This window comes from Bacillus sp. FSL R5-0576 (assembly GCF_038004765.1).
GTDB lineage: Bacteria > Bacillota > Bacilli > Bacillales > Bacillaceae > Bacillus > Bacillus subtilis.
The window spans coordinates 965,567-984,253 of record NZ_JBBORU010000001.1; the positions used below are offsets into that span (position 1 = coordinate 965,567).

General features: G+C 45.5%; 20 protein-coding genes. 12 read left to right on the forward strand and 8 right to left on the reverse strand.

Annotated features, from left to right (window positions below):
• Window positions 1-37: 37 nt before the first annotated feature.
• The 4 genes from NX903_RS04950 (at window position 38) to NX903_RS04965 (ending at window position 2,687) form a co-directional block, all read left to right on the forward strand.
• Window positions 38-814 (forward strand): YhfC family intramembrane metalloprotease, encoded by a 777-nt coding sequence (locus NX903_RS04950; RefSeq protein ID WP_086343658.1) that lies wholly within the window; start codon window positions 38-40, stop codon window positions 812-814.
• 114 nt (window positions 815-928) lie between these two features.
• A complete protein-coding gene (locus NX903_RS04955) occupies window positions 929-1,093 on the forward strand; it encodes a hypothetical protein (RefSeq protein ID WP_170295641.1) in 165 nt (54 codons plus the stop codon).
• 133 nt (window positions 1,094-1,226) lie between these two features.
• Entirely contained in the window at window positions 1,227-2,267 is a 1,041-nt protein-coding gene (locus NX903_RS04960) for a M42 family metallopeptidase (protein ID WP_014479351.1), read from the forward strand.
• A 12-nt stretch (window positions 2,268-2,279) separates the two neighbouring features.
• Complete coding sequence (locus tag NX903_RS04965) at window positions 2,280-2,687, forward strand: ASCH domain-containing protein (protein WP_086343659.1); 408 nt, start codon at window positions 2,280-2,282, stop codon at window positions 2,685-2,687.
• A gap of 37 nt (window positions 2,688-2,724) precedes the next feature.
• Here the strand turns inward: NX903_RS04965 and gltT are convergent, their stop codons facing one another.
• On the reverse strand, window positions 2,725-4,014 hold the full coding sequence (gene gltT / locus NX903_RS04970) for a glutamate/proton symporter GltT (protein WP_003245579.1): 1,290 nt from the start codon (window positions 4,012-4,014) through the stop codon (window positions 2,725-2,727).
• Between the two features lie 270 nt (window positions 4,015-4,284).
• Window positions 4,285-4,419: a protein YhfH gene (gene yhfH, locus NX903_RS04975; RefSeq protein ID WP_003244802.1), complete on the reverse strand. Its 135-nt coding sequence runs from the start codon at window positions 4,417-4,419 to the stop codon at window positions 4,285-4,287.
• Window positions 4,420-4,576: 157 nt separating this feature from the next.
• On the opposite strand from yhfH, the gene NX903_RS04980 reads away from it, so the two are divergent.
• From NX903_RS04980 to lcfB, 4 genes are all read left to right on the forward strand, one after another.
• Window positions 4,577-5,311 (forward strand): MBL fold metallo-hydrolase, encoded by a 735-nt coding sequence (locus NX903_RS04980; protein ID WP_003233185.1) that lies wholly within the window; start codon window positions 4,577-4,579, stop codon window positions 5,309-5,311.
• Window positions 5,312-5,323: 12 nt separating this feature from the next.
• Window positions 5,324-6,319 (forward strand): lipoate--protein ligase LplJ, encoded by a 996-nt coding sequence (lplJ, locus tag NX903_RS04985; RefSeq protein ID WP_014479356.1) that lies wholly within the window; start codon window positions 5,324-5,326, stop codon window positions 6,317-6,319.
• Window positions 6,320-6,383: 64 nt separating this feature from the next.
• Entirely contained in the window at window positions 6,384-7,028 is a 645-nt protein-coding gene (locus tag NX903_RS04990) for an SDR family oxidoreductase (protein ID WP_038829134.1), read from the forward strand.
• Between the two features lie 117 nt (window positions 7,029-7,145).
• The gene (gene lcfB, locus NX903_RS04995) at window positions 7,146-8,687 is read left to right on the forward strand and encodes a long-chain-fatty-acid--CoA ligase LcfB (RefSeq protein ID WP_003244686.1); all 1,542 of its coding nucleotides are present in this window, start codon (window positions 7,146-7,148) and stop codon (window positions 8,685-8,687) included.
• 38 nt (window positions 8,688-8,725) lie between these two features.
• Here the strand turns inward: lcfB and NX903_RS05000 are convergent, their stop codons facing one another.
• The gene (locus NX903_RS05000) at window positions 8,726-9,121 is read right to left on the reverse strand and encodes a hypothetical protein (protein WP_014479359.1); all 396 of its coding nucleotides are present in this window, start codon (window positions 9,119-9,121) and stop codon (window positions 8,726-8,728) included.
• 148 nt (window positions 9,122-9,269) lie between these two features.
• Between NX903_RS05000 and NX903_RS05005 the strand changes: the two genes are divergently transcribed.
• The gene (locus NX903_RS05005) at window positions 9,270-10,550 is read left to right on the forward strand and encodes a M48 family metallopeptidase (RefSeq protein WP_086343660.1); all 1,281 of its coding nucleotides are present in this window, start codon (window positions 9,270-9,272) and stop codon (window positions 10,548-10,550) included.
• Between the two features lie 38 nt (window positions 10,551-10,588).
• Here NX903_RS05005 and aprE read toward each other — a convergent pair whose 3' ends face one another.
• Window positions 10,589-11,734 (reverse strand): subtilisin AprE, encoded by a 1,146-nt coding sequence (gene aprE / locus NX903_RS05010; RefSeq protein WP_029726299.1) that lies wholly within the window; start codon window positions 11,732-11,734, stop codon window positions 10,589-10,591.
• A gap of 433 nt (window positions 11,735-12,167) precedes the next feature.
• Here aprE and NX903_RS05015 point away from each other — a divergent pair, with 433 nt between their 5' ends.
• The 3 genes from NX903_RS05015 to NX903_RS05025 all read left to right on the forward strand — a co-directional run bounded on the left by NX903_RS05015 (window position 12,168) and on the right by NX903_RS05025 (window position 14,869).
• Window positions 12,168-12,617: a GNAT family N-acetyltransferase gene (locus NX903_RS05015; RefSeq protein ID WP_024573577.1), complete on the forward strand. Its 450-nt coding sequence runs from the start codon at window positions 12,168-12,170 to the stop codon at window positions 12,615-12,617.
• A gap of 71 nt (window positions 12,618-12,688) precedes the next feature.
• Complete coding sequence (locus NX903_RS05020; RefSeq protein ID WP_003233163.1) at window positions 12,689-13,681, forward strand: NADPH:quinone oxidoreductase family protein; 993 nt, start codon at window positions 12,689-12,691, stop codon at window positions 13,679-13,681.
• A gap of 216 nt (window positions 13,682-13,897) precedes the next feature.
• Entirely contained in the window at window positions 13,898-14,869 is a 972-nt protein-coding gene (locus NX903_RS05025) for an ABC transporter substrate-binding protein (protein ID WP_003233159.1), read from the forward strand.
• Window positions 14,870-14,900: 31 nt separating this feature from the next.
• Here NX903_RS05025 and phoE read toward each other — a convergent pair whose 3' ends face one another.
• From phoE to NX903_RS05045, 4 genes are all read right to left on the reverse strand, one after another.
• Window positions 14,901-15,482: a phosphatase PhoE gene (gene phoE, locus NX903_RS05030; RefSeq protein WP_014476350.1), complete on the reverse strand. Its 582-nt coding sequence runs from the start codon at window positions 15,480-15,482 to the stop codon at window positions 14,901-14,903.
• 70 nt (window positions 15,483-15,552) lie between these two features.
• The gene (locus tag NX903_RS05035) at window positions 15,553-16,647 is read right to left on the reverse strand and encodes an acetyl-CoA C-acyltransferase (protein ID WP_086343661.1); all 1,095 of its coding nucleotides are present in this window, start codon (window positions 16,645-16,647) and stop codon (window positions 15,553-15,555) included.
• Entirely contained in the window at window positions 16,644-18,083 is a 1,440-nt protein-coding gene (locus NX903_RS05040; RefSeq protein ID WP_144486593.1) for an acyl-CoA synthetase, read from the reverse strand. Before NX903_RS05040 ends, NX903_RS05035 begins: the two co-directional genes overlap by 4 nt.
• A gap of 6 nt (window positions 18,084-18,089) precedes the next feature.
• A complete protein-coding gene (locus NX903_RS05045) occupies window positions 18,090-18,650 on the reverse strand; it encodes a biotin transporter BioY (RefSeq protein WP_029945989.1) in 561 nt (186 codons plus the stop codon).
• Window positions 18,651-18,687 lie beyond the last annotated feature (37 nt).

Sequence of the window (18,687 nt, forward strand, 5' to 3'; positions counted from 1 at the left end):
ATAGGGAATCTATGAAAAAGAAAAAGGAGGCTGAAAAATGGTCAGTCAAGAAGCAGTAGTCTTTTTGGCATTATCCGGGGCTATTGCGTTTCTGTTGCCAATCGGGCTGATTGTATGGTTTAAGCGAAAGTATGGCGCCTCGCTTAAAGTGTTTTTTATTGGCGCTCTCACGTTTTTTGTCTTCGCACAGCTGCTGGAAGGCGGCGTTCATGTTTATGTACTGCAAGTGAATGAAATGACGAAAGAAGCGATGCAACATCCATTATGGTATGGCATTTACGGCTGCTTGATGGCGGGAATTTTTGAGGAGTGCGGAAGGTATATGATGATGCGATTTTTTATGAAGCGCCATCATACTTGGGCAGATGGTCTGGCTTTCGGGGCAGGCCATGGCGGGCTTGAAGCCATCCTGATTACAGGCTTGTCCTCTATCTCACTTATTGTATATGCATTTGCTATCAATAGCGGGACGTTTGAACAGCTTTTGGTCAATGGCGACATCAAACAGGCGCTTTTGCCGATACAAGAGCAGCTGCTGCATACTCCTTCGTATGAATGGATGCTGGGCGGAATAGAAAGAATCAGTGCCATTGCCGTCCAAATTGGTCTGTCTCTGCTTGTTTTGTACGCGGTTAAAAACCGCCGGCCGCTGTTTTTGTTGTATTCTATTCTTTTACATGCACTGTTTAATGTACCGGCGGTTTTATATCAAAGAGGAATCATAGAGCATGCTGCTGCTGTTGAAATCATTGTTGCTCTTATAGCGGCTTTATCAGTTTATTGGATTGTAAAAGCAAAAAGGGTGTTTCAATAAAAGGTCCAAGCAGCAGCAATGCCCGCTTGGAAAAATGTGAATGGAAATATTCATTAAGCATGGGTTATCAGAATATTTCTGATTCAGTCTTTAGCAATGACAGCAAGAATGTCTGTGTTTTTTACAAGAGAAACAATGGTGTTTCTTTTTCTTCTTCTCGCAAGGGTCATGGCATTCTTTCTTTTTCTTGCAATGGTCGTGGAAATCTTTATCGAACCACTCGTCAAAGAACCAAAAATCATCGAACCAATCGTGACAACGACATTTCTGTTCATGTGAATGACGACAGCACATAGAAATCCCTCCTCTTCCCATGCTCTCTACAGCATATGAGAGATTGATAGGAAAAGATTGGACGGGTCCCTCGGGAAAAGAGTATATTTTAAGTAGAAAATAAAAGGAGGAATGCCCTATGACGTCCGTACGTAAAACGATGGAGCTCATTAAAGAACTTGTATCGATCCCAAGCCCGACAGGAAATACATATGAGGTGATCAATTATATTGAAAGCCTTTTAAAAGAATGGAAGGTAGAAACGGTTCGGAACCACAAGGGCGGCTTAATTGCAACGCTTCCAGGACGCGACACATCCCGGCATCGCATGCTGACAGCGCACGTTGACACCCTCGGCGCTATGGTGAAGGAGATTAAAGCGGACGGCCGGCTGAAAATCGACTTAATCGGCGGGTTCCGCTACAACTCGATTGAGGGGGAGTATTGCCAAATTGAAACCGCCTCGGGAAAAACGTACACAGGCACCATTTTAATGCATCAAACGTCTGTGCACGTATACAAAGACGCGGGAAAGGCTGAGCGGAATCAAGAGAATATGGAGATCCGCCTAGATGAACCAGTTCACTGCCGGAAAGATACGGAGGAGCTGGGCATTGGTGTCGGAGATTTTGTGTCGTTTGATCCCCGTGTCGAGATCACATCAAGCGGATTTATTAAATCGCGCCATTTGGATGACAAAGCAAGCGTCGCCTTATTGCTCCGCTTAATTCATGAAATTCAAACAGAAGACATTGAGCTGCCGTATACAACCCATTTTCTTATTTCCAATAATGAAGAAATCGGTTACGGCGGGAATTCGAATATTCCTCCTGAAACAGTTGAATATTTGGCGGTTGATATGGGGGCTATCGGTGACGGGCAGGCGACTGATGAATATTCAGTATCAATCTGTGTGAAGGATGCGAGCGGGCCGTATCATTATCAGCTCAGAAAGCATTTAGTTCAATTAGCCGAGAAGCATCATATCGACTATAAGCTTGATATATATCCGTACTACGGGTCTGATGCGTCAGCAGCGATCAAATCCGGGCATGATATTGTGCATGGCCTCATAGGGCCGGGAATTGACGCTTCCCATGCATTTGAACGCACCCATAAATCATCTCTTCGCCATACCGCTAAGCTTCTGTATTACTATGTACAGTCACCAATGGTATAAGGGGGAGGACCAATGAAGATTTATAAGCTGAAAAGCACATTCGGCTGGGAAGGTGATGACGGGTTGGGAGAACAGCTGATTCAGCAGATCCTTGCCGGAGAAAAAACCGCCACGTGCGCGCCGAAATCATTGTATTCAAAAGATGAATTGAGGGACGTTTATCAAACAGCGGGTCAGCTTGTTACCGTTTATGATAAACATGACAATCCAAGATGCAATATAAAAGTAACAGATGTCTTTGAAACCACCTTTGGTGCGCCTGATATGAGGTTAGTCAAAGGAGAGGGCAATGGAGACCGAATTGAGGAGTTTCAAGAGGATCATCGGATGGCATGGGCGGAACTGATCCAAAGCGGTGAACTGGAGCTGAATGAGGATACTGTTTTGATTACAGAGCTGTTTGTGCTTGTTAAAGATTAAAAAAAGCCTGCGGGGCAAGAACCCCGCAGGCTTTTCATTAACCAGAAATGGTTGCGTTTTGTTCTGTTTTCGATTGGGACATAACAGTTTCTGCTTTCGCAGGATTAAACATGCCTTCCCATTTAGACATCACAACGGCAGCAAGCGCGTTACCAGTCAGGTTGACAACTGTACGTGCCATATCCATGATGCGGTCTACGCCGGCAATAAAGGCAAGTCCTTCAGCCGGAACGCCGATGGTGCCAAGCGTTGCAAGCAAGACAACAAAAGAAGTACCAGGCACGGCAGCCATCCCTTTGGATGTCACCATTAAGACGAGCACAAGCGTAATTTGGTGCCAAATCGTCAAATCAATGCCATATACCTGTGCTAAAAAGAGTGCGGCAATAGATTGATAGAGAACGGAACCGTCTAAGTTAAACGTGTAACCGATCGGAATGACAAATGAAACAATGCCTTTTGGACATCCGATTTTCTCCATTTTTTCCATGATGCGCGGAAGAACCGTTTCAGAGCTGGACGTACTGAACGCCAGTAAGATTTCGTCCTTCATGTAAGCAAGGAACTTGAAGATGCTGATGCCGGCAATTTTTGCGACAATCCCGAAAATAACAATTAAGAAGAAAGCAAGCGCGACATAAACCAATCCGACGAGCTTTCCGAGAGAGATAAGAGAACCGAGTCCGAATTTAGACACAGTCACTCCGATAAGAGCGAAAACGCCGAATGGCGCCACTTTCATCACAAGGTTTACAACGTGGAACATGGCATGGGATACACCTTCAAAAAAGGCTAATACAGGCTTGCCTCTTTCACCGATCGCGGAAATACCCAATGCAAATAGTACTGTAAAGCAGATGATGGCTAGAAGATCCCCTTCGACCAATGACTGGAAGAAGTTTGTCGGCACAATATGGAGGAACGTTTCCGCCACTGATTTATTACTTTGTTCTTTTTCAGTTTCAACATATTGACTGATGTCCGATTTTTGAGCTTCGTGTATATTAACTCCTGTACCCGGATGGAAGATGTTTGCAAGGGCTAGTCCGAGAATAATGGCAAAAGTCGTGATGATCTCGAAGTACAGAATCGTTCTGAAGCCTAATTTACCGACTTGCTTTCCATTTCCTGCACCGGCTACACCGATGATTAAGCTGGAGACAACAATAGGAATCACTATCATTTTGATTAAGCGTAAAAAGAGATCCCCGATTGGCTGCAGGTAAGTAGGCAATGCTGGGTTGCCATACCAAATGACGCCAACAATGACACCTAGAATAAGTCCAACGAATATTTGTGTGGCTAATCCAAACTTAATTCTTTTCATAGATTACCTCCCAAAAAACAAAGTATCAACATATATCATGAATAGACATATATTTAATCTCACTATTAGATCAAATTATAATAGATAAGAAATCAATTCGTCTATAGTAAATTATATTTCGAAAATAAAGAATATTCAATGACATTATGATAATCACCAGAATTATCTAAAAACAGGTGAGCTTTGACCTAACCTGACTATTATTTCAAAATTAAGAGATATGTGAAAAAATAAGAAAATCCCACGCGTAAGGCGCGGGATTTTCGCTCATTACAAATCGTTTACTTTTATACAGTCATTGCAGATATTACCATAGCACTCATGCTGCTCTTCTATCTTTTTTCCGCATTCCGCACACTTTTTCGAAGGCAGGTTTCTAAAAAATTCTGTGATTTTCCCCAGCATAACCAATCCCTCTTTCCCCTTTGTAGTGATTTCATTGTAATATAACAGATTGCAAAAATCAATAACTGTTTTGATACAATGTTTAAAACATGCTTTTTTCAAGAAAAATGGGTATATTGAAGGAGGATCAATTTTTTTGAAAAGATAGGAGGACATTATGAAAGTTACAGTTATCGGATGCTATGGCGGTTTTCCGGCCGCAAATGAAGCGACGTCAGGCTATTTGTTTCAGTCAGGTGATTACTCTCTGCTTGTTGATTGCGGCAGTGCCGTTTTGTCTAAGCTGTTCGGATATGTGCCGGCGGAAAAGCTGGATGCGGTCGTTCTGTCTCATTATCACCATGACCATATCGCTGATATCGGGCCGCTGCAATTTGCCAAGCAAGTCGGTTCGTTTCTCGGCAAAGGAGAGCATACGCTTCCGATTTACGGACATGATGCTGATATAGAACAGTTTCAAAAGCTTACATATAAAACACATACAAAAGGGATCGCCTATCAGCCGGATCAGCCGCTGACTGCCGGTCCGTTTACGATCACCTTTTTAAAAACGATTCATCCGGTGACGTGCTATGCCATGCGGATTACTGACGGCAGCCACACTGTCGTTTATACTGCTGATTCCAGCTATCAGGATTCATTTATACCGTTTTCGAAAGATGCTGATTTATTGATCTCGGAATGCAATTTTTATGCCGATCAAGACGGAACAAGTGCAGGCCATATGAACAGCCTGGAAGCCGGGCGCATTGCAAAAGAAGCGGGAGCGGGAGAACTGCTGCTGACACATTTGCCGCATTTTGGCGTGCATGACAATCTTCGCAAAGAAGCGAAAACCGTTTTTAACGGTGAAGTGAATATTGCGAAATCAGGTTTTGTGTGGGAAGGATAAAGGAGGAGCACCATGTTATTTATAGACAATCAAAATATCAATGATCCGCGGATCAATCTTGCTATCGAGGAGTACTGTGTCAAGCATTTAGACCCTGAACAGCAATATTTGCTCTTTTATGTGAATCAACCGTCTATTATCATTGGGAAAAACCAAAATACAATAGAAGAAATCAATACAAAATATGTTGAGGAAAACGGGATTATCGTCGTCCGCCGTTTATCAGGCGGGGGCGCTGTGTACCATGATCTGGGGAACTTGAACTTCAGCTTTATTACCAAGGATGACGGGGACAGCTTTCATAACTTTAAAAAATTCACTGAGCCGGTGATTCAGGCGTTACATCAGCTTGGAGTTGAAGCCGAATTAAGCGGCCGGAACGACATTGTAGTGGATGGCCGGAAAATATCCGGAAACGCTCAGTTTGCAACGAAAGGCCGTATTTTCAGCCACGGCACCCTCATGTTTGATTCAGCCATTGATCATGTTGTATCAGCATTAAAGGTGAAAAAGGATAAAATTGAATCAAAAGGCATCAAATCGATCAGAAGCCGAGTAGCAAACATCAGTGAGTTTCTCGATGATAAAATGACCACCGAAGAATTCCGCAGCCATTTGCTTCGCCATATTTTTAACACAAACGACATTGGAAACGTGCCGGAGTATAAGCTGACGGAAAAAGATTGGGAGACCATTCATCAAATTTCGAAAGAGCGCTATCAGAATTGGGATTGGAACTACGGCCGCTCGCCGAAATTTAACCTTAATCATTCGAAACGTTATCCGGTTGGATCGATCGATTTGCGCCTAGAGGTCAAGAAAGGCAAAATCGAGGACTGCAAAATCTTCGGAGATTTCTTCGGTGTCGGTGATGTATCTGAAATTGAAAACCTGCTGGTCGGAAAACAATACGAACGCAGCGTCATCGCTGATGTGCTCGAAGGTGTGAATCTCAAGCATTACTTTGGGAACATTACGAAAGAGGATTTCCTTGATCTGATTTATTAAGGCAAAACACATCGTTTGAAAGAGCGGTTGTGTTTTTGAAATAATGGAGGCAGGAGGGATTCACATGAAAGTGTTTTTAATCGGAGCGAACGGACAAATCGGGCAAAGACTTGTCTCTTTATTCCAAGATAATCCTGATCATTCCATCAGAGCGATGGTCAGAAAAGAAGAACAGAAAGCGTCTCTTGAAGCTGCCGGTGCAGAAGCTGTGCTTGCGAATCTGGAGGGCAGCCCGGAAGAAATCGCCGCTGCGGCAAAAGGCTGTGACGCGATCATTTTCACAGCCGGTTCCGGCGGCAGCACAGGCTATGATAAAACGCTGCTGGTGGATCTTGATGGAGCGGCAAAAGCCATTGAAGCTGCGGACATTGCCGGAATCAAACGGTTTATTATGGTCAGCGCCCTGCAAGCCCATCACCGTGAAAATTGGAATGAGGCACTCAAGCCTTATTATGTGGCCAAGCATTATGCTGATAAAATTCTGGAAGCGAGCGGTTTAACCTATACGATTATCCGTCCGGGAGGCCTTCGCAATGAGCCTGGAACGGGAACTGTTTCAGCAGCGAAGGATCTGGAGCGGGGATTTATTTCCCGTGATGACGTGGCAAAAGCGGTCATTGCCTCTTTAGATGAGAAGAATACGGAAAATCGGGCCTTTGATCTGACAGAAGGAGATACGCCGATTGCCGAAGCATTGAAGAAACTATGACAGTACTGACACTCAGGGCTTTTTGCTCTTGAGTGTTTTTTTCTGTTTCTCTATAATGGAGGAGAAAGCTTGGCTTCAATAATGAATGACTATTCATTCACTTTAAGGGGTGGGAGAATGAATCTTGTTTCAAAATTGGAAGAAACAGCATCTGAGAAGCCCGACAGCATCGCATGCAGGTTTAAAGATCACATGATGACGTATCAAGAGCTGAATGAATATATTCAGCGATTTGCGGACGGCCTTCAGGAAGCCGGTATGGAGAAAGGGGACCATTTAGCTTTGCTGCTTGGCAATTCGCCTGATTTTATCATCGCGTTTTTTGGCGCTTTAAAAGCTGGGATCGTAGTTGTTCCCATCAATCCGTTGTACACGCCGACAGAAATTGGTTATATGCTGACAAATGGCGATGTAAAGGCAATCGTGGGCGTTAGCCAGCTTTTGCCGCTTTATGAGAGCATGCATGAATCGCTGCCAAAGGTTGAGCTCGTCATTTTATGCCAGACGGGGGAGGCCGAGCCGGAAGCTGCGGACCCAGAGGTCAGGATGAAAATGACAACGTTTGCAAAAATATTGCGGCCGACATCTGCCGCTAAACAAAACCAAGAACCTGTACCTGATGATACCGCGGTTATTTTATATACGTCAGGAACGACTGGAAAACCGAAAGGCGCGATGCTGACACATCAGAATTTGTACAGCAATGCCAACGATGTCGCAGGCTATTTGGGAATGGATGAGAGGGACAATGTGGTCTGCGCTCTTCCCATGTTTCACGTGTTTTGTTTAACCGTCTGTATGAATGCACCGCTGATGAGCGGCGCAACTGTATTGATTGAGCCTCAATTCAGTCCGGCATCTGTTTTTAAGCTTGTTAAGCAGCAGCAGGCGACCATTTTTGCCGGTGTGCCTACAATGTATAACTACTTGTTTCAGCATGAAAACGGAAAGAAAGATGATTTTTCTTCGATCCGGCTGTGCATTTCGGGAGGCGCGTCCATGCCAGTCGCGTTGCTGACGGCGTTTGAAGAAAAATTCGGTGTTACCATTTTGGAAGGCTACGGGCTCTCGGAAGCATCACCCGTCACGTGCTTTAACCCGTTTGACAGGGGCAGAAAGCCGGGCTCCATCGGGACAAGTATCTTACATGTCGAAAACAAGGTCGTAGATCCACTCGGACGCGAGCTGCCCGCTCACCAGGTCGGCGAATTGATCGTGAAAGGCCCCAATGTGATGAAGGGCTATTATAAAATGCCGATGGAAACAGAGCATGCATTAAAAGACGGGTGGCTTTATACGGGGGACTTGGCAAGACGGGATGAGGACGGCTATTTTTACATTGTTGACCGGAAAAAAGACATGATCATTGTAGGAGGATACAATGTGTATCCGCGGGAGGTGGAGGAGGTGCTGTACAGCCATCCGGACGTCAAGGAGGCGGTTGTCATCGGCGTGCCGGACCCCCAAAGCGGGGAAGCGGTAAAGGGATATGTAGTGCCGAAACGCTCTGGGGTAACAGAGGAGGACATCATGCAGCACTGCGAAAAGCATCTGGCAAAATACAAGCGGCCTGCCGCCATTACGTTTCTTGACGATATTCCGAAAAATGCGACGGGGAAAATGCTCAGACGGGCACTGAGAGATATTTTGCCCCAATAAAACGAAAAAGCGAAGCGGTTAGCTTCGCTTTTTCATTTTCAATCCTTTGCTTCTTTTTTAATAATATTTAGCAGCGCCTTTGTATCATTTTTGCTCAATTTGTAGTATGTGCCATCCTTCGAAAAAACGGCTTGCTGGCTGCCGTCAATCCATAGTCTGAATGAGTCATACCGGTCTTTATGAAACTTGATTGTCCCTTCGTAATCAGGGGCTGATGTTTTTTCTGTCTTCACCTGTTTTCCCTGATTCATAATATCCAGCATATCTTTGACGTGCTGTCTTTTTTCAATCTCGATATCTTCCTGGCCGCTTGAAGACAGTGTGATCAAATCCGCGTCTACCGATTGATACACATCGCCTGATCGGCTGTAAAGATAAAAAAATGCTATAAACACAAGACCGATTACCACGATGGCTGCCACTATTTTTTTCATTTGCATCACTCCAAACATTGTTAGTTTTCCCAGCGATCGGGTTTTCCATGCTTAAAAGGATGGAAAAGTGCGGAACACAGCTTGGTTCTAAGAATTTGAATTTATGATTACAATAGAAGTAACGGGTTGATGTGAGGAGTGAGGCGTTATGCGCAAGTGGATTGCGGCAGCAGGACTTGCTTACGTGCTGTACGGGCTGTTTTTTTATTGGTATTTTTTCCTGTCGGGTGATTCTGCAATACCGGAAGCCGTGAAAGGGACGCAGGCTGATCCGGCTTCTTTCATGAAGCCGTCTGAGTTGGCAGTGGCCGAGCAGTATTCGAATGTCAAGAATTTTTTATTTTTTATCGGGGTACCACTTGATTGGTTTCTGTTTTTTGTTCTGCTGGTCAGCGGTGTTTCAAAGAAAATCAAGAAATGGATGGAAGCGGCCGTGCCTTTTCGCTTTTTGCAGACCGTTGGTTTTGTGTTTGTGCTTTCGCTGATTACAACATTGGTGACGCTGCCTTTAGATTGGATAGGCTATCAAGTATCGCTTGACTATAACATTTCCACACAGACTACGGCCAGCTGGGCTAAGGATCAGGTTATCAGCTTTTGGATCAGCTTTCCAATCTTTACGCTTTGCGTTCTCGTATTTTATTGGCTGATCAAAAGGCATGAAAAAAAATGGTGGTTATACGCCTGGCTGTTAACAGTGCCGTTTTCGCTGTTTCTGTTTTTTATTCAGCCGGTCATTATCGATCCTTTATACAATGATTTTTATCCGCTGAAAAACAAAGAGCTTGAAAGCAAAATTTTAGAGCTGGCAGATGAAGCCAATATTCCGGCTGACCATGTATATGAAGTGAACATGTCAGAAAAAACAAATGCGCTGAATGCCTATGTTACAGGAATCGGGGCCAACAAACGGATTGTATTGTGGGATACGACGCTGAACAAACTTGACGATTCAGAAATTCTGTTTATTATGGGCCACGAAATGGGCCATTATGTCATGAAGCACGTTTACATCGGTCTGGCTGGCTATTTGCTCGTGTCGCTCGCCGGATTTTATGTCATTGATAAGCTTTACAAGCGGACGGTTCGCCTAACCCGCAGCATGTTTCATTTAGAAGGGCGGCATGATCTTGCGGCACTTCCGCTGTTATTGCTTTTGTTTTCTGTTTTGAGCTTTGCGGTGACGCCTTTTTCTAATGCTGTCTCGCGTTATCAGGAGAATAAGGCTGACCAGTATGGGATCGAGTTGACAGAGAACAGAGAAGCCGCTGTTAAAACGTTTCAGGATTTGGCCGTGACGGGGCTGAGCCAGGTTGATCCTCCGGTGCTTGTGAAGATTTTCAGAGGCAGCCATCCGTCGATCATGGAACGGATTCAACATGCGGAAAAAGAAGAGAATGCGCCGGAACATCAGGATGCTGACAAATAAAAAGAAGCAGGTATGGAGGAACCTGCTTCTTTTTACTATTATTGTGCAGCTGCTTGTACGTTGATTAACCCTTTTCCATAGTAGAAAGAGTTTCCAAGATATGTTGCAGTGCTTTCTAAACGATCACGGACTTGCGCGTTTGTCCAAGTCGGGTGCTTAGAAAGAATTAACGCTGCTGCTCCGGCAACGTGAGGAGTCGCCATGGACGTGCCGTTGTAAGCACCGTAAGTGCCTCCAGGAAGTGTGCTTTGGATGGATACGCCAGGAGCCATCACATCAAGCTCGGAACCTGCGCTTGAGAATGAAGCTCTTTGGTTGCTGCTGTTTACCGCACCTACCGCAATAGTAGAAGGATATTTTGCAGGGTAGCCGACTGTGCTTGAGCTTCCGGACGAACCTTCGTTTCCGGCAGCAGCAGCAACGACGATACCGCTGGAAACGGCTTTATCAACGACTGTTTTCAGCGCTGTAGAACCAGTAGGTCCGCCAAGGCTCATGTTGATAACATCCATATTGTTGGAAATGGCCCACTCAATGCCGTTAATAATCCAGCTATATTGGCCGCTTCCTGTTGAATCAAGCACTTTTACTGCATATAATGATGCGCTTGGCGCTACGCCCAGAACACCGATTGAGTTATTAAGAGCGGCAATCGTACCGGCTACATGCGTACCGTGAGAACTGCCGTCCTGGTATGGGTTTGTTTCAGAAGGTACGAAGCTTGCTCCGCCTCTGACGTTTAAGTCAGGATGAGAAGAGTCAATTCCGCTGTCAATAACAGCTACTTTTACGTTAGAGCCTGTATAGCCTTGAGAGTGAAGAGCCGGCGCTTTAATTTGAGAAATGCCATAAGGAACAGATTGCGCATATTCATGTGCAATATGATCTTCTTCCACATATGCAACGCTCGGATCTTTTTTCAATTCTTTTACAGCTTTTTCATCCAATGTTGCTGCGGCCGCGTTAACATACTTAAATTGCTTTTGAACCTTTCCGCCTTTTTCAGAAATAACATCCTTTTTCTTGGCGGAACTCATGGCACTCATTGTCTGCTTAAATCCGACAATATATTTCTTTTCTGTACTGCTTTTTCCGGCAGCCTGCGCAGACATGTTGCTGAACGCCATCGTAAAGATTAACGTTAACGCAAACAACAAGCTGATCCACAATTTTTTGCTTCTCACTCTTTACCCTCTCCTTTTAAAAAATTCAGAGTAGACTTACTTAAAAGACTATTCTGTGAATTTATTGTAATAGATGGAATAATATTTTAGTAGACCCATTTTTTTGAGATGATTTTATCTCTATTTAGGTATATCATCTCTCGCTATTTCCGTAGAGACTCGAAATAACTATTTTCATACAGAAAAGAACGAAAATAGACATGAGTAAATGTTCATTATGCTGAAATGTCATGCTTTTTTAGGTTAAATGCTCCTGAGTCCCTGCAAATTCCTGTCGAAAAAATTCGTTCAAATGACCTGCATATGCTTCCGTGAGAACAATGGATATTATCGTGATATTTTTTCAAAGCATGATGATAAAAGTATTCTGAAAAATAAACTTTACAGAAAAGGGATAGAATAAAAAAATTATTGAGAGGGAGGAAGAAATGAGATGAACATTCGCCAAGCAAAGACATCAGATGCAGCAGCCCTCGCGCCGCTGTTTAACCAATATCGGGAATTTTATAGACAGGCATCCGATTTGCAAGGGGCGGAGGCTTTTTTGAAAGCTCGTTTGAAAAATCACGAGTCTGTTATTTTGATAGCAGAAGAAAATGGAGAATTCATAGGCTTTACCCAGCTCTATCCAACGTTTTCTTCTGTGTCAATGAAAAGGATCTACATATTAAATGACTTATTTGTCGTTCCTCATGCGCGTACAAAGGGAGCCGGCGGCCGGCTGCTTTCTGCCGCAAAGGATTATGCAGAGGAAAACGGGGCAAAATGTTTAACGCTTCAGACTGAGCACCACAACCGGAAGGCAAGAAGCTTGTATGAGCAAAACGGCTATGAAGAGGATACCGGATTTGTCCATTATTCTCTCAATGTGCCGGCGAAGTGAAAGCTGTGGCTTGATGATTTGGTTTTTTGAACGTTCTTCGGTTACGATATAAATGAAAAGGAGTGTGCCGAATGTCAACGTTATTTCAAGCATTGCAGGCTGAAAAAAATGCCGATGATGTTTCAGTCCATGTGAAAACCATATCAACAGAGGATTTGCCGAAGGATGGTGTCCTGATTAAAGTTGCTTATTCCGGCATCAATTACAAAGATGGTCTGGCCGGAAAAGCAGGAGGCAATATTGTCAGAGAGTATCCGCTTATTTTAGGCATCGATGCTGCGGGTACGGTCGTCTCTTCCAATGATCCGCGTTTTGCGGAGGGGGATGAGGTGATCGCGACAAGCTATGAGCTCGGTGTCTCACGTGATGGCGGATTAAGTGAATACGCTTCGGTGCCTGGTGACTGGCTGGTGCCTTTGCCACAGAATCTTTCGTTAAAAGAAGCGATGGTGTACGGAACGGCGGGATTTACTGCGGCGTTATCAGTGCATCGGCTTGAACAGAACGGTCTGTCTCCGGAAAAAGGCAGCGTGCTAGTTACAGGAGCAACCGGCGGAGTCGGCGGAATTGCGGTATCGATGCTGAACAAGCGGGGCTATGATGTTGTGGCAAGCACCGGAAACCGGGAGGCGGCTGATTATTTGAAACAGCTCGGTGCAAGCGAAGTAATTAGCAGGGAAGATGTCTATGACGGAACGCTTAAGGCGCTGTCCAAGCAGCAATGGCAGGGAGCGGTTGATCCAGTCGGCGGAAAACAGCTTGCCTCGCTTTTAAGCAAAATTCAATACGGCGGATCTGTCGCAGTGAGCGGCTTAACCGGCGGAGGAGAAGTTCCGGCAACGGTGTATCCTTTTATTCTTCGCGGAGTAAGCCTGCTCGGAATCGATTCAGTATACTGTCCGATGGACGTCAGAGCCGCTGTTTGGGAGCGCATGTCTTCTGATCTCAAGCCTGATCAGCTGCTGACCATCGTGGACAGGGAAGTATCATTGGAAGAAACGCCGGGTGCGTTAAAAGATATTTTGCAAAATCGCATTCAAGGAAGAGTGATTGTGAAGCTTTAACAGGATCAGCTTGCAGAGAATGTTATTTTTCTGCAAGCTTTTTTGTGGACAGGATGATCAGCTGCTGAACTGCTGTGTCGCGAAACAAGATTTTCATGTAAGCGGAACTTTCTCTTCTCATTTAAAAAATAATTGGTGATAATGATTCTCATTCCGTGTTATACTACTCTTGGACATCTTAACCATAGAAACTACCAACAGGAGAGACTGGAACATATGAAAAAAACACTGATTATTCTTACAGTTTTACTTCTTTCTGTCTTAACGGCTGCTTGCTCGTCTTCAAGCGGCAATCAAAACAGTAAAGAACATAAAGTGGCGGTAACACATGATTTAGGGAAGACAAATGTGCCCGAGCATCCGAAGCGGGTTGTTGTTCTTGAGCTTGGTTTTATTGATACACTGCTTGATCTCGGCATTACGCCTGTCGGGGTTGCCGATGACAACAAAGCGAAGCAGCTGATCAACAAGGATGTGCTGAAGAAAATTGACGGCTACACATCTGTCGGCACTCGCTCACAGCCAAGCATGGAAAAGATTGCTTCATTAAAACCCGATTTAATTATTGCTGACACGACCCGGCATAAGAAGGTGTACGATCAGCTGAAAAAAATAGCGCCGACGATTGCGCTTAATAATTTAAATGCTGATTATCAGGATACAATTGACGCTTCGCTTACGATTGCAAAAGCAGTCGGCAAGGAGAAGGAAATGGAGAAAAAGCTGACGGCGCATGAAGAAAAGCTTAGCGAGACAAAGCAGAAAATCAGCGCGAACAGCCAGTCCGTGCTTTTGATCGGAAATACAAATGATACGATAATGGCCAGGGATGAAAACTTCTTTACATCGAGACTTTTAACACAGGTCGGCTATCGATATGCAATCAGTACGTCAGGCAATAGCGATTCAAGCAATGGCGGCGACTCTGTGAATATGAAAATGACACTGGAGCAGCTGCTGAAAACAGATCCGGATGTGATCATCCTGATGACAGGAAAAACAGATGACCTCGACGCCGACGGTAAACGCCCGATCGAAAAGAATGTCCTTTGGAAAAAACTGAAGGCAGTGAAAAACGGGCATGTATACCACGTGGACCGTGCGGTGTGGTCTTTGCGCCGCAGTGTAGACGGGGCGAATGCCATTTTGGACGAGCTTCAAAAAGAGATGCCGGCTGCTAAGAAATAAAAGAAAAGACAGGCAAACGCCTGTCTTTTTCTTATTTGATAAAGCCGGATAAGTGGCTGTTGATATTATAGTCTTTTATCCGCCATTTTTCTTCTGCAAATTCAATGTTGCTGAGGCAAGCGTTGACGAGGCGCGTGCTTTGAAGCTCCGGGTCACCGCCCGATATTTCCGTCAGCAGTGCGTGAATTGCCGCACCGTGCGCCACGATCAGTACCTTCTGGTTTGGGTACGCCTGGTTCACTTTTGCCAAACCGCCCATCAGCCTGTCAGTGAGTTCTTCTAACGTTTCCATATTCGGATAGATGTTATCCGGATAGCGCTTTGTCCGTTCCTCCAGCGGCATGCCCTCCGCGTCGCCGTAATCGCGTTCCTTAAAATCATCCATCTCGACAATCGGAAGATGCAAATATTCATTAATAATTTCCGCGGTTCTTTTCGCTCTTTTCAGCGGGCTCGTCACAATAATATCCCAAGAAAAGTCCTTTACATATTCTCCGGTTTCTCTTGCTTGGCGTTCACCTGTTGCGTTTAGCGGAATATCGGTTTTTCCTTGGCATTTTTGCTGCAGGTTCCAATCGGTTTCTCCATGTCTTACTAAGCAAACGGCTGTCATAAAATCCCCTTCCTGACTTTATTCATATCGCTATTATACTAAATCGAAAGCGTGCATCCTATAAAAAAGCCTATGCAAGAACTTCAAATAATAAAGCCAGCCCAATTCCGCCGCCGCTTCCGATGGCTGCAACAGCATATTGACAGTCTGTCCGTCTTTTCGCTTCATAAAACAATCTGGTTACCAGAGCTGCACCTGATGCACCGTATGGATGGCCAAGAGCTAATGCGCCGCCGCGCACATTGATTTTTGAAAAGGGAATGCCGAGTTCTTGCGAGCAGACACAAATTTTGACGGCAAAGGCTTCGTTGATTTCAAATAAACCGATATCATCAGGTGTTACATCGTGTGTATGTAAGAGATTACGGATCGCATCAACCGGTGCCGCGGGCGGATAGTTGGGGTGAATCCCGCTGACTGCGCTGCCGATAAACCGGAGCACAGGCTTAAGTCCCAGGGCTGCCGCTTTTTCTTCTTCCATTACTAAAAGAGCCGCTGCTCCGTCTGCTATGCCGCTGCTGTTGGCTGCTGTGACTGTTCCGGAGCTGGTGTCGAAAACCGGCTTTGCGCGGGGAATAATCGCTTTTATCGGACGTGTTTTCAAAAATGCTTCGTCTGTCTCCAATTCCCCGAGAGGAACAATTTCTTCACGGTAAAATCCTCCATCATGCGCGTTCCTGCTGCGTTGATGGCTGAGAAGCGCGTACTCATCCTGCATGTTTCTGCTGATGGAATAGCGTGCTGCCGTATATTCTGCTGCGATGCCCATGTCGGGATCGCCGATGGCATCTGGAGAAAAGCGGGCCCGTTCTGAAAAAGGGGATTGGCTGCTGCTTTCTGAGCCGCCCGCGATATACACCGTGCCGGCTCCCGCTTGAATAAGGCTGCAGGCATAGCGCACAGCTTCAAGGCCGGAGCCGCACTGTCTGTCAATTGTCATTCCGGGAACCGATAAAGGCAGTCCGGCTTGAAGGGCTGACAGTCTGGCGAGGTTGCCGCCTCTGCCGGTAGCATTTCCGAGAATAACCTCGTCAATTTGATCCTCTAGCTTTCGGCTGAGACAGCGGATGATGGGAGCCGCCAAATCCTCCGGCAGGAAGGGCTTCAGCAGTCCGTTTTGATTTCCAAAGATCGTTCGCTTTGCATCAACAATAACCGCATTCAATTATACTGTACACCCTCTTCCAGCCATTTTTTCACGCTGGAACGGGCAATTTTTCCGCTGCTCGTTTCCGGCAAGCTGTCTGCAAACACCCATTTTTTCGGGATTTTGTAGGAGGCTAATTTCTGTTTACACCAGACTTTCAGTGTTCTGGCATTAGCGTTTCCAAGAATGACAGCTACAGCGATTTCTCCCCAATACTCGTCGGGAATTCCAACGACAGCCACGTTTTCAACCTCTGGGCAGGCGAGAAGCACACGTTCAATTTCTTCTGGGAAAATATTTAATCCTCCGTACACGATCATCCCGTTTTCTCTTCCTGATATGTATAGAAAGCCATCCTCATCAACATAGCCCATATCATCCACTGTTATCCATTCATCTGGTGTGCTGCCGTTAACATAGCCGGAAAAACGCATCGGGCTTTTGACAAATATTTTTCCGATTTCCCCTGGCTGGCAGCGTTCTCCTCCAGCGTTGCGGATTTCGATCCGGACATTATGAAAAGGGCGGCCCGCTGAATGAGGCTTCCGTTTGCTGTCTTCCGGTGAAGAAAACGTAACAAAACTTAGCTCTGATGTGCCGTAAAAATCGTACAGCTTGAGATGAGGCCATGCAGCGGCAAGCTTCTCCTTGGATTCTGCCGGCCAGTCTGCGCCGGATGAAATGATTTTGACGGGACTGTCGGGAAAACCCTCAATCCTTGTGAGGGCGTCTGTCATCGTCGGTACGGTATAGAGAACGCTGATGGATTCACGGCACAGCCATTCCTTCGCTTTGGCAGGAGAAAACTTTTTCAGCAAACAAACGGTTCCTCCGAGAAACAAAGTGCTGACAGCCCCATATAGGAAGTGAGAGGACATTAACGTTCCGGGAATCAGAACCTTATCATCTGATGAAATCGAAAAATCTGTTCCTGTACAGGTAAAGCTCTCTATCCATGAGCGGTGAGATCGCGTAAAGGCCTTCGGTTTTCCTGTCGAGCCCGACGTAAATCCCATATAAAAAGGGTGCTCCGGATCAATGGTAGGCAAGGGATCAGCGGCTGCTTCAGAAATATCTGCCATACAGTTATCCAGCAATACAACAGGTGTCTGGCTATCTGTCAGTTTGTTTTTAAAAAAGGCTAAAGTAACCACAAGATCTGCATTGCTTATGGACAGCCGCTCCTTACATTCAGCCGGGCTCCAGCGTGTGTCGATGGGAATGGCTGTGCATCCAGCCGCTGCGGCTCCGGCAAACAGCTGTAAAAACGCCAGACTATTTGGGAGCAGGATCGCCACACGATTCGGCAAGCTCGGCTGTGACCTCAGCCAATTTGCGGTTTGAAAGACAAGACGAGCCCAATCCTGGTACGTGATTTGCTCCGATTCAGTCTGGATCGCCACACGCCCGGGCGATGTTTCGGCGGTAGATGAATAGGTATGAGTAATTGTCATGTAGTGTCATCCTCCTTTTGTAAACATCGTATCAGAAAGAGACAAGGCTTGAGTGATTTTTATCGCCAGAAATGCAGATGCAGCCGCTTTTATCAAATCACCAGGCACATATGCAAGGCTCATGAAGGCGGCCTGTGACAAATCAATATGCATGATAAAAGCTTGTACCGGTATACCAAGCAGATAAATAAAGATGATGCCGAATACGATATGAGTGAAAAAGAGACGCAATACTGTCACCTTCCGCAGCCTGTTAGCGGCTAAACTGATCAGCCATGAAGCGAGGGGATAAGCAATCAAAAAGCCTGCGCTCGGTCCGAAAAACACACCAAAACCGCCTCGTCCGCCGGGCAACAGCGGCGCTCCGAAGGCGACGAGCAGCAAAAAGACAAGCTGGCTTAAGAAAGCAGACTTTGGCCTGAGGATACTGCCTGCCAACATGACACCAAGCGTTTGCAATGTAATCGGAACGGGTGTAAAGGATAAGAAGAGAGGGGGCATAAAGCCGAGCACTGCCATCAGTGCGGTGAAAATCGCAATATGCATCATGTCGATTAATTTCAGCATGTGAAATCCTCCAAACAGTAATCAAATATGGTTATAC

Coding starts and splice junctions, on each gene's coding strand:
- NX903_RS04950 (WP_086343658.1), top strand. CDS start 38: ATGGTCAGTCAAGAAGCAGTAGTCTTTTTGGCATTATCCGGGGCTATT.
- NX903_RS04960 (WP_014479351.1), top strand. CDS start 1,227: ATGACGTCCGTACGTAAAACGATGGAGCTCATTAAAGAACTTGTATCG.
- NX903_RS04965 (WP_086343659.1), top strand. CDS start 2,280: ATGAAGATTTATAAGCTGAAAAGCACATTCGGCTGGGAAGGTGATGAC.
- gltT (WP_003245579.1), bottom strand. CDS start 4,014: ATGAAAAGAATTAAGTTTGGATTAGCCACACAAATATTCGTTGGACTT.
- yhfH (WP_003244802.1), bottom strand. CDS start 4,419: ATGCTGGGGAAAATCACAGAATTTTTTAGAAACCTGCCTTCGAAAAAG.
- NX903_RS04980 (WP_003233185.1), top strand. CDS start 4,577: ATGAAAGTTACAGTTATCGGATGCTATGGCGGTTTTCCGGCCGCAAAT.
- lplJ (WP_014479356.1), top strand. CDS start 5,324: ATGTTATTTATAGACAATCAAAATATCAATGATCCGCGGATCAATCTT.
- NX903_RS04990 (WP_038829134.1), top strand. CDS start 6,384: ATGAAAGTGTTTTTAATCGGAGCGAACGGACAAATCGGGCAAAGACTT.
- lcfB (WP_003244686.1), top strand. CDS start 7,146: ATGAATCTTGTTTCAAAATTGGAAGAAACAGCATCTGAGAAGCCCGAC.
- NX903_RS05000 (WP_014479359.1), bottom strand. CDS start 9,121: ATGAAAAAAATAGTGGCAGCCATCGTGGTAATCGGTCTTGTGTTTATA.
- NX903_RS05005 (WP_086343660.1), top strand. CDS start 9,270: ATGCGCAAGTGGATTGCGGCAGCAGGACTTGCTTACGTGCTGTACGGG.
- NX903_RS05015 (WP_024573577.1), top strand. CDS start 12,168: ATGAACATTCGCCAAGCAAAGACATCAGATGCAGCAGCCCTCGCGCCG.
- NX903_RS05020 (WP_003233163.1), top strand. CDS start 12,689: ATGTCAACGTTATTTCAAGCATTGCAGGCTGAAAAAAATGCCGATGAT.
- NX903_RS05025 (WP_003233159.1), top strand. CDS start 13,898: ATGAAAAAAACACTGATTATTCTTACAGTTTTACTTCTTTCTGTCTTA.
- phoE (WP_014476350.1), bottom strand. CDS start 15,482: ATGACAGCCGTTTGCTTAGTAAGACATGGAGAAACCGATTGGAACCTG.
- NX903_RS05040 (WP_144486593.1), bottom strand. CDS start 18,083: ATGACAATTACTCATACCTATTCATCTACCGCCGAAACATCGCCCGGG.
- NX903_RS05045 (WP_029945989.1), bottom strand. CDS start 18,650: ATGCTGAAATTAATCGACATGATGCATATTGCGATTTTCACCGCACTG.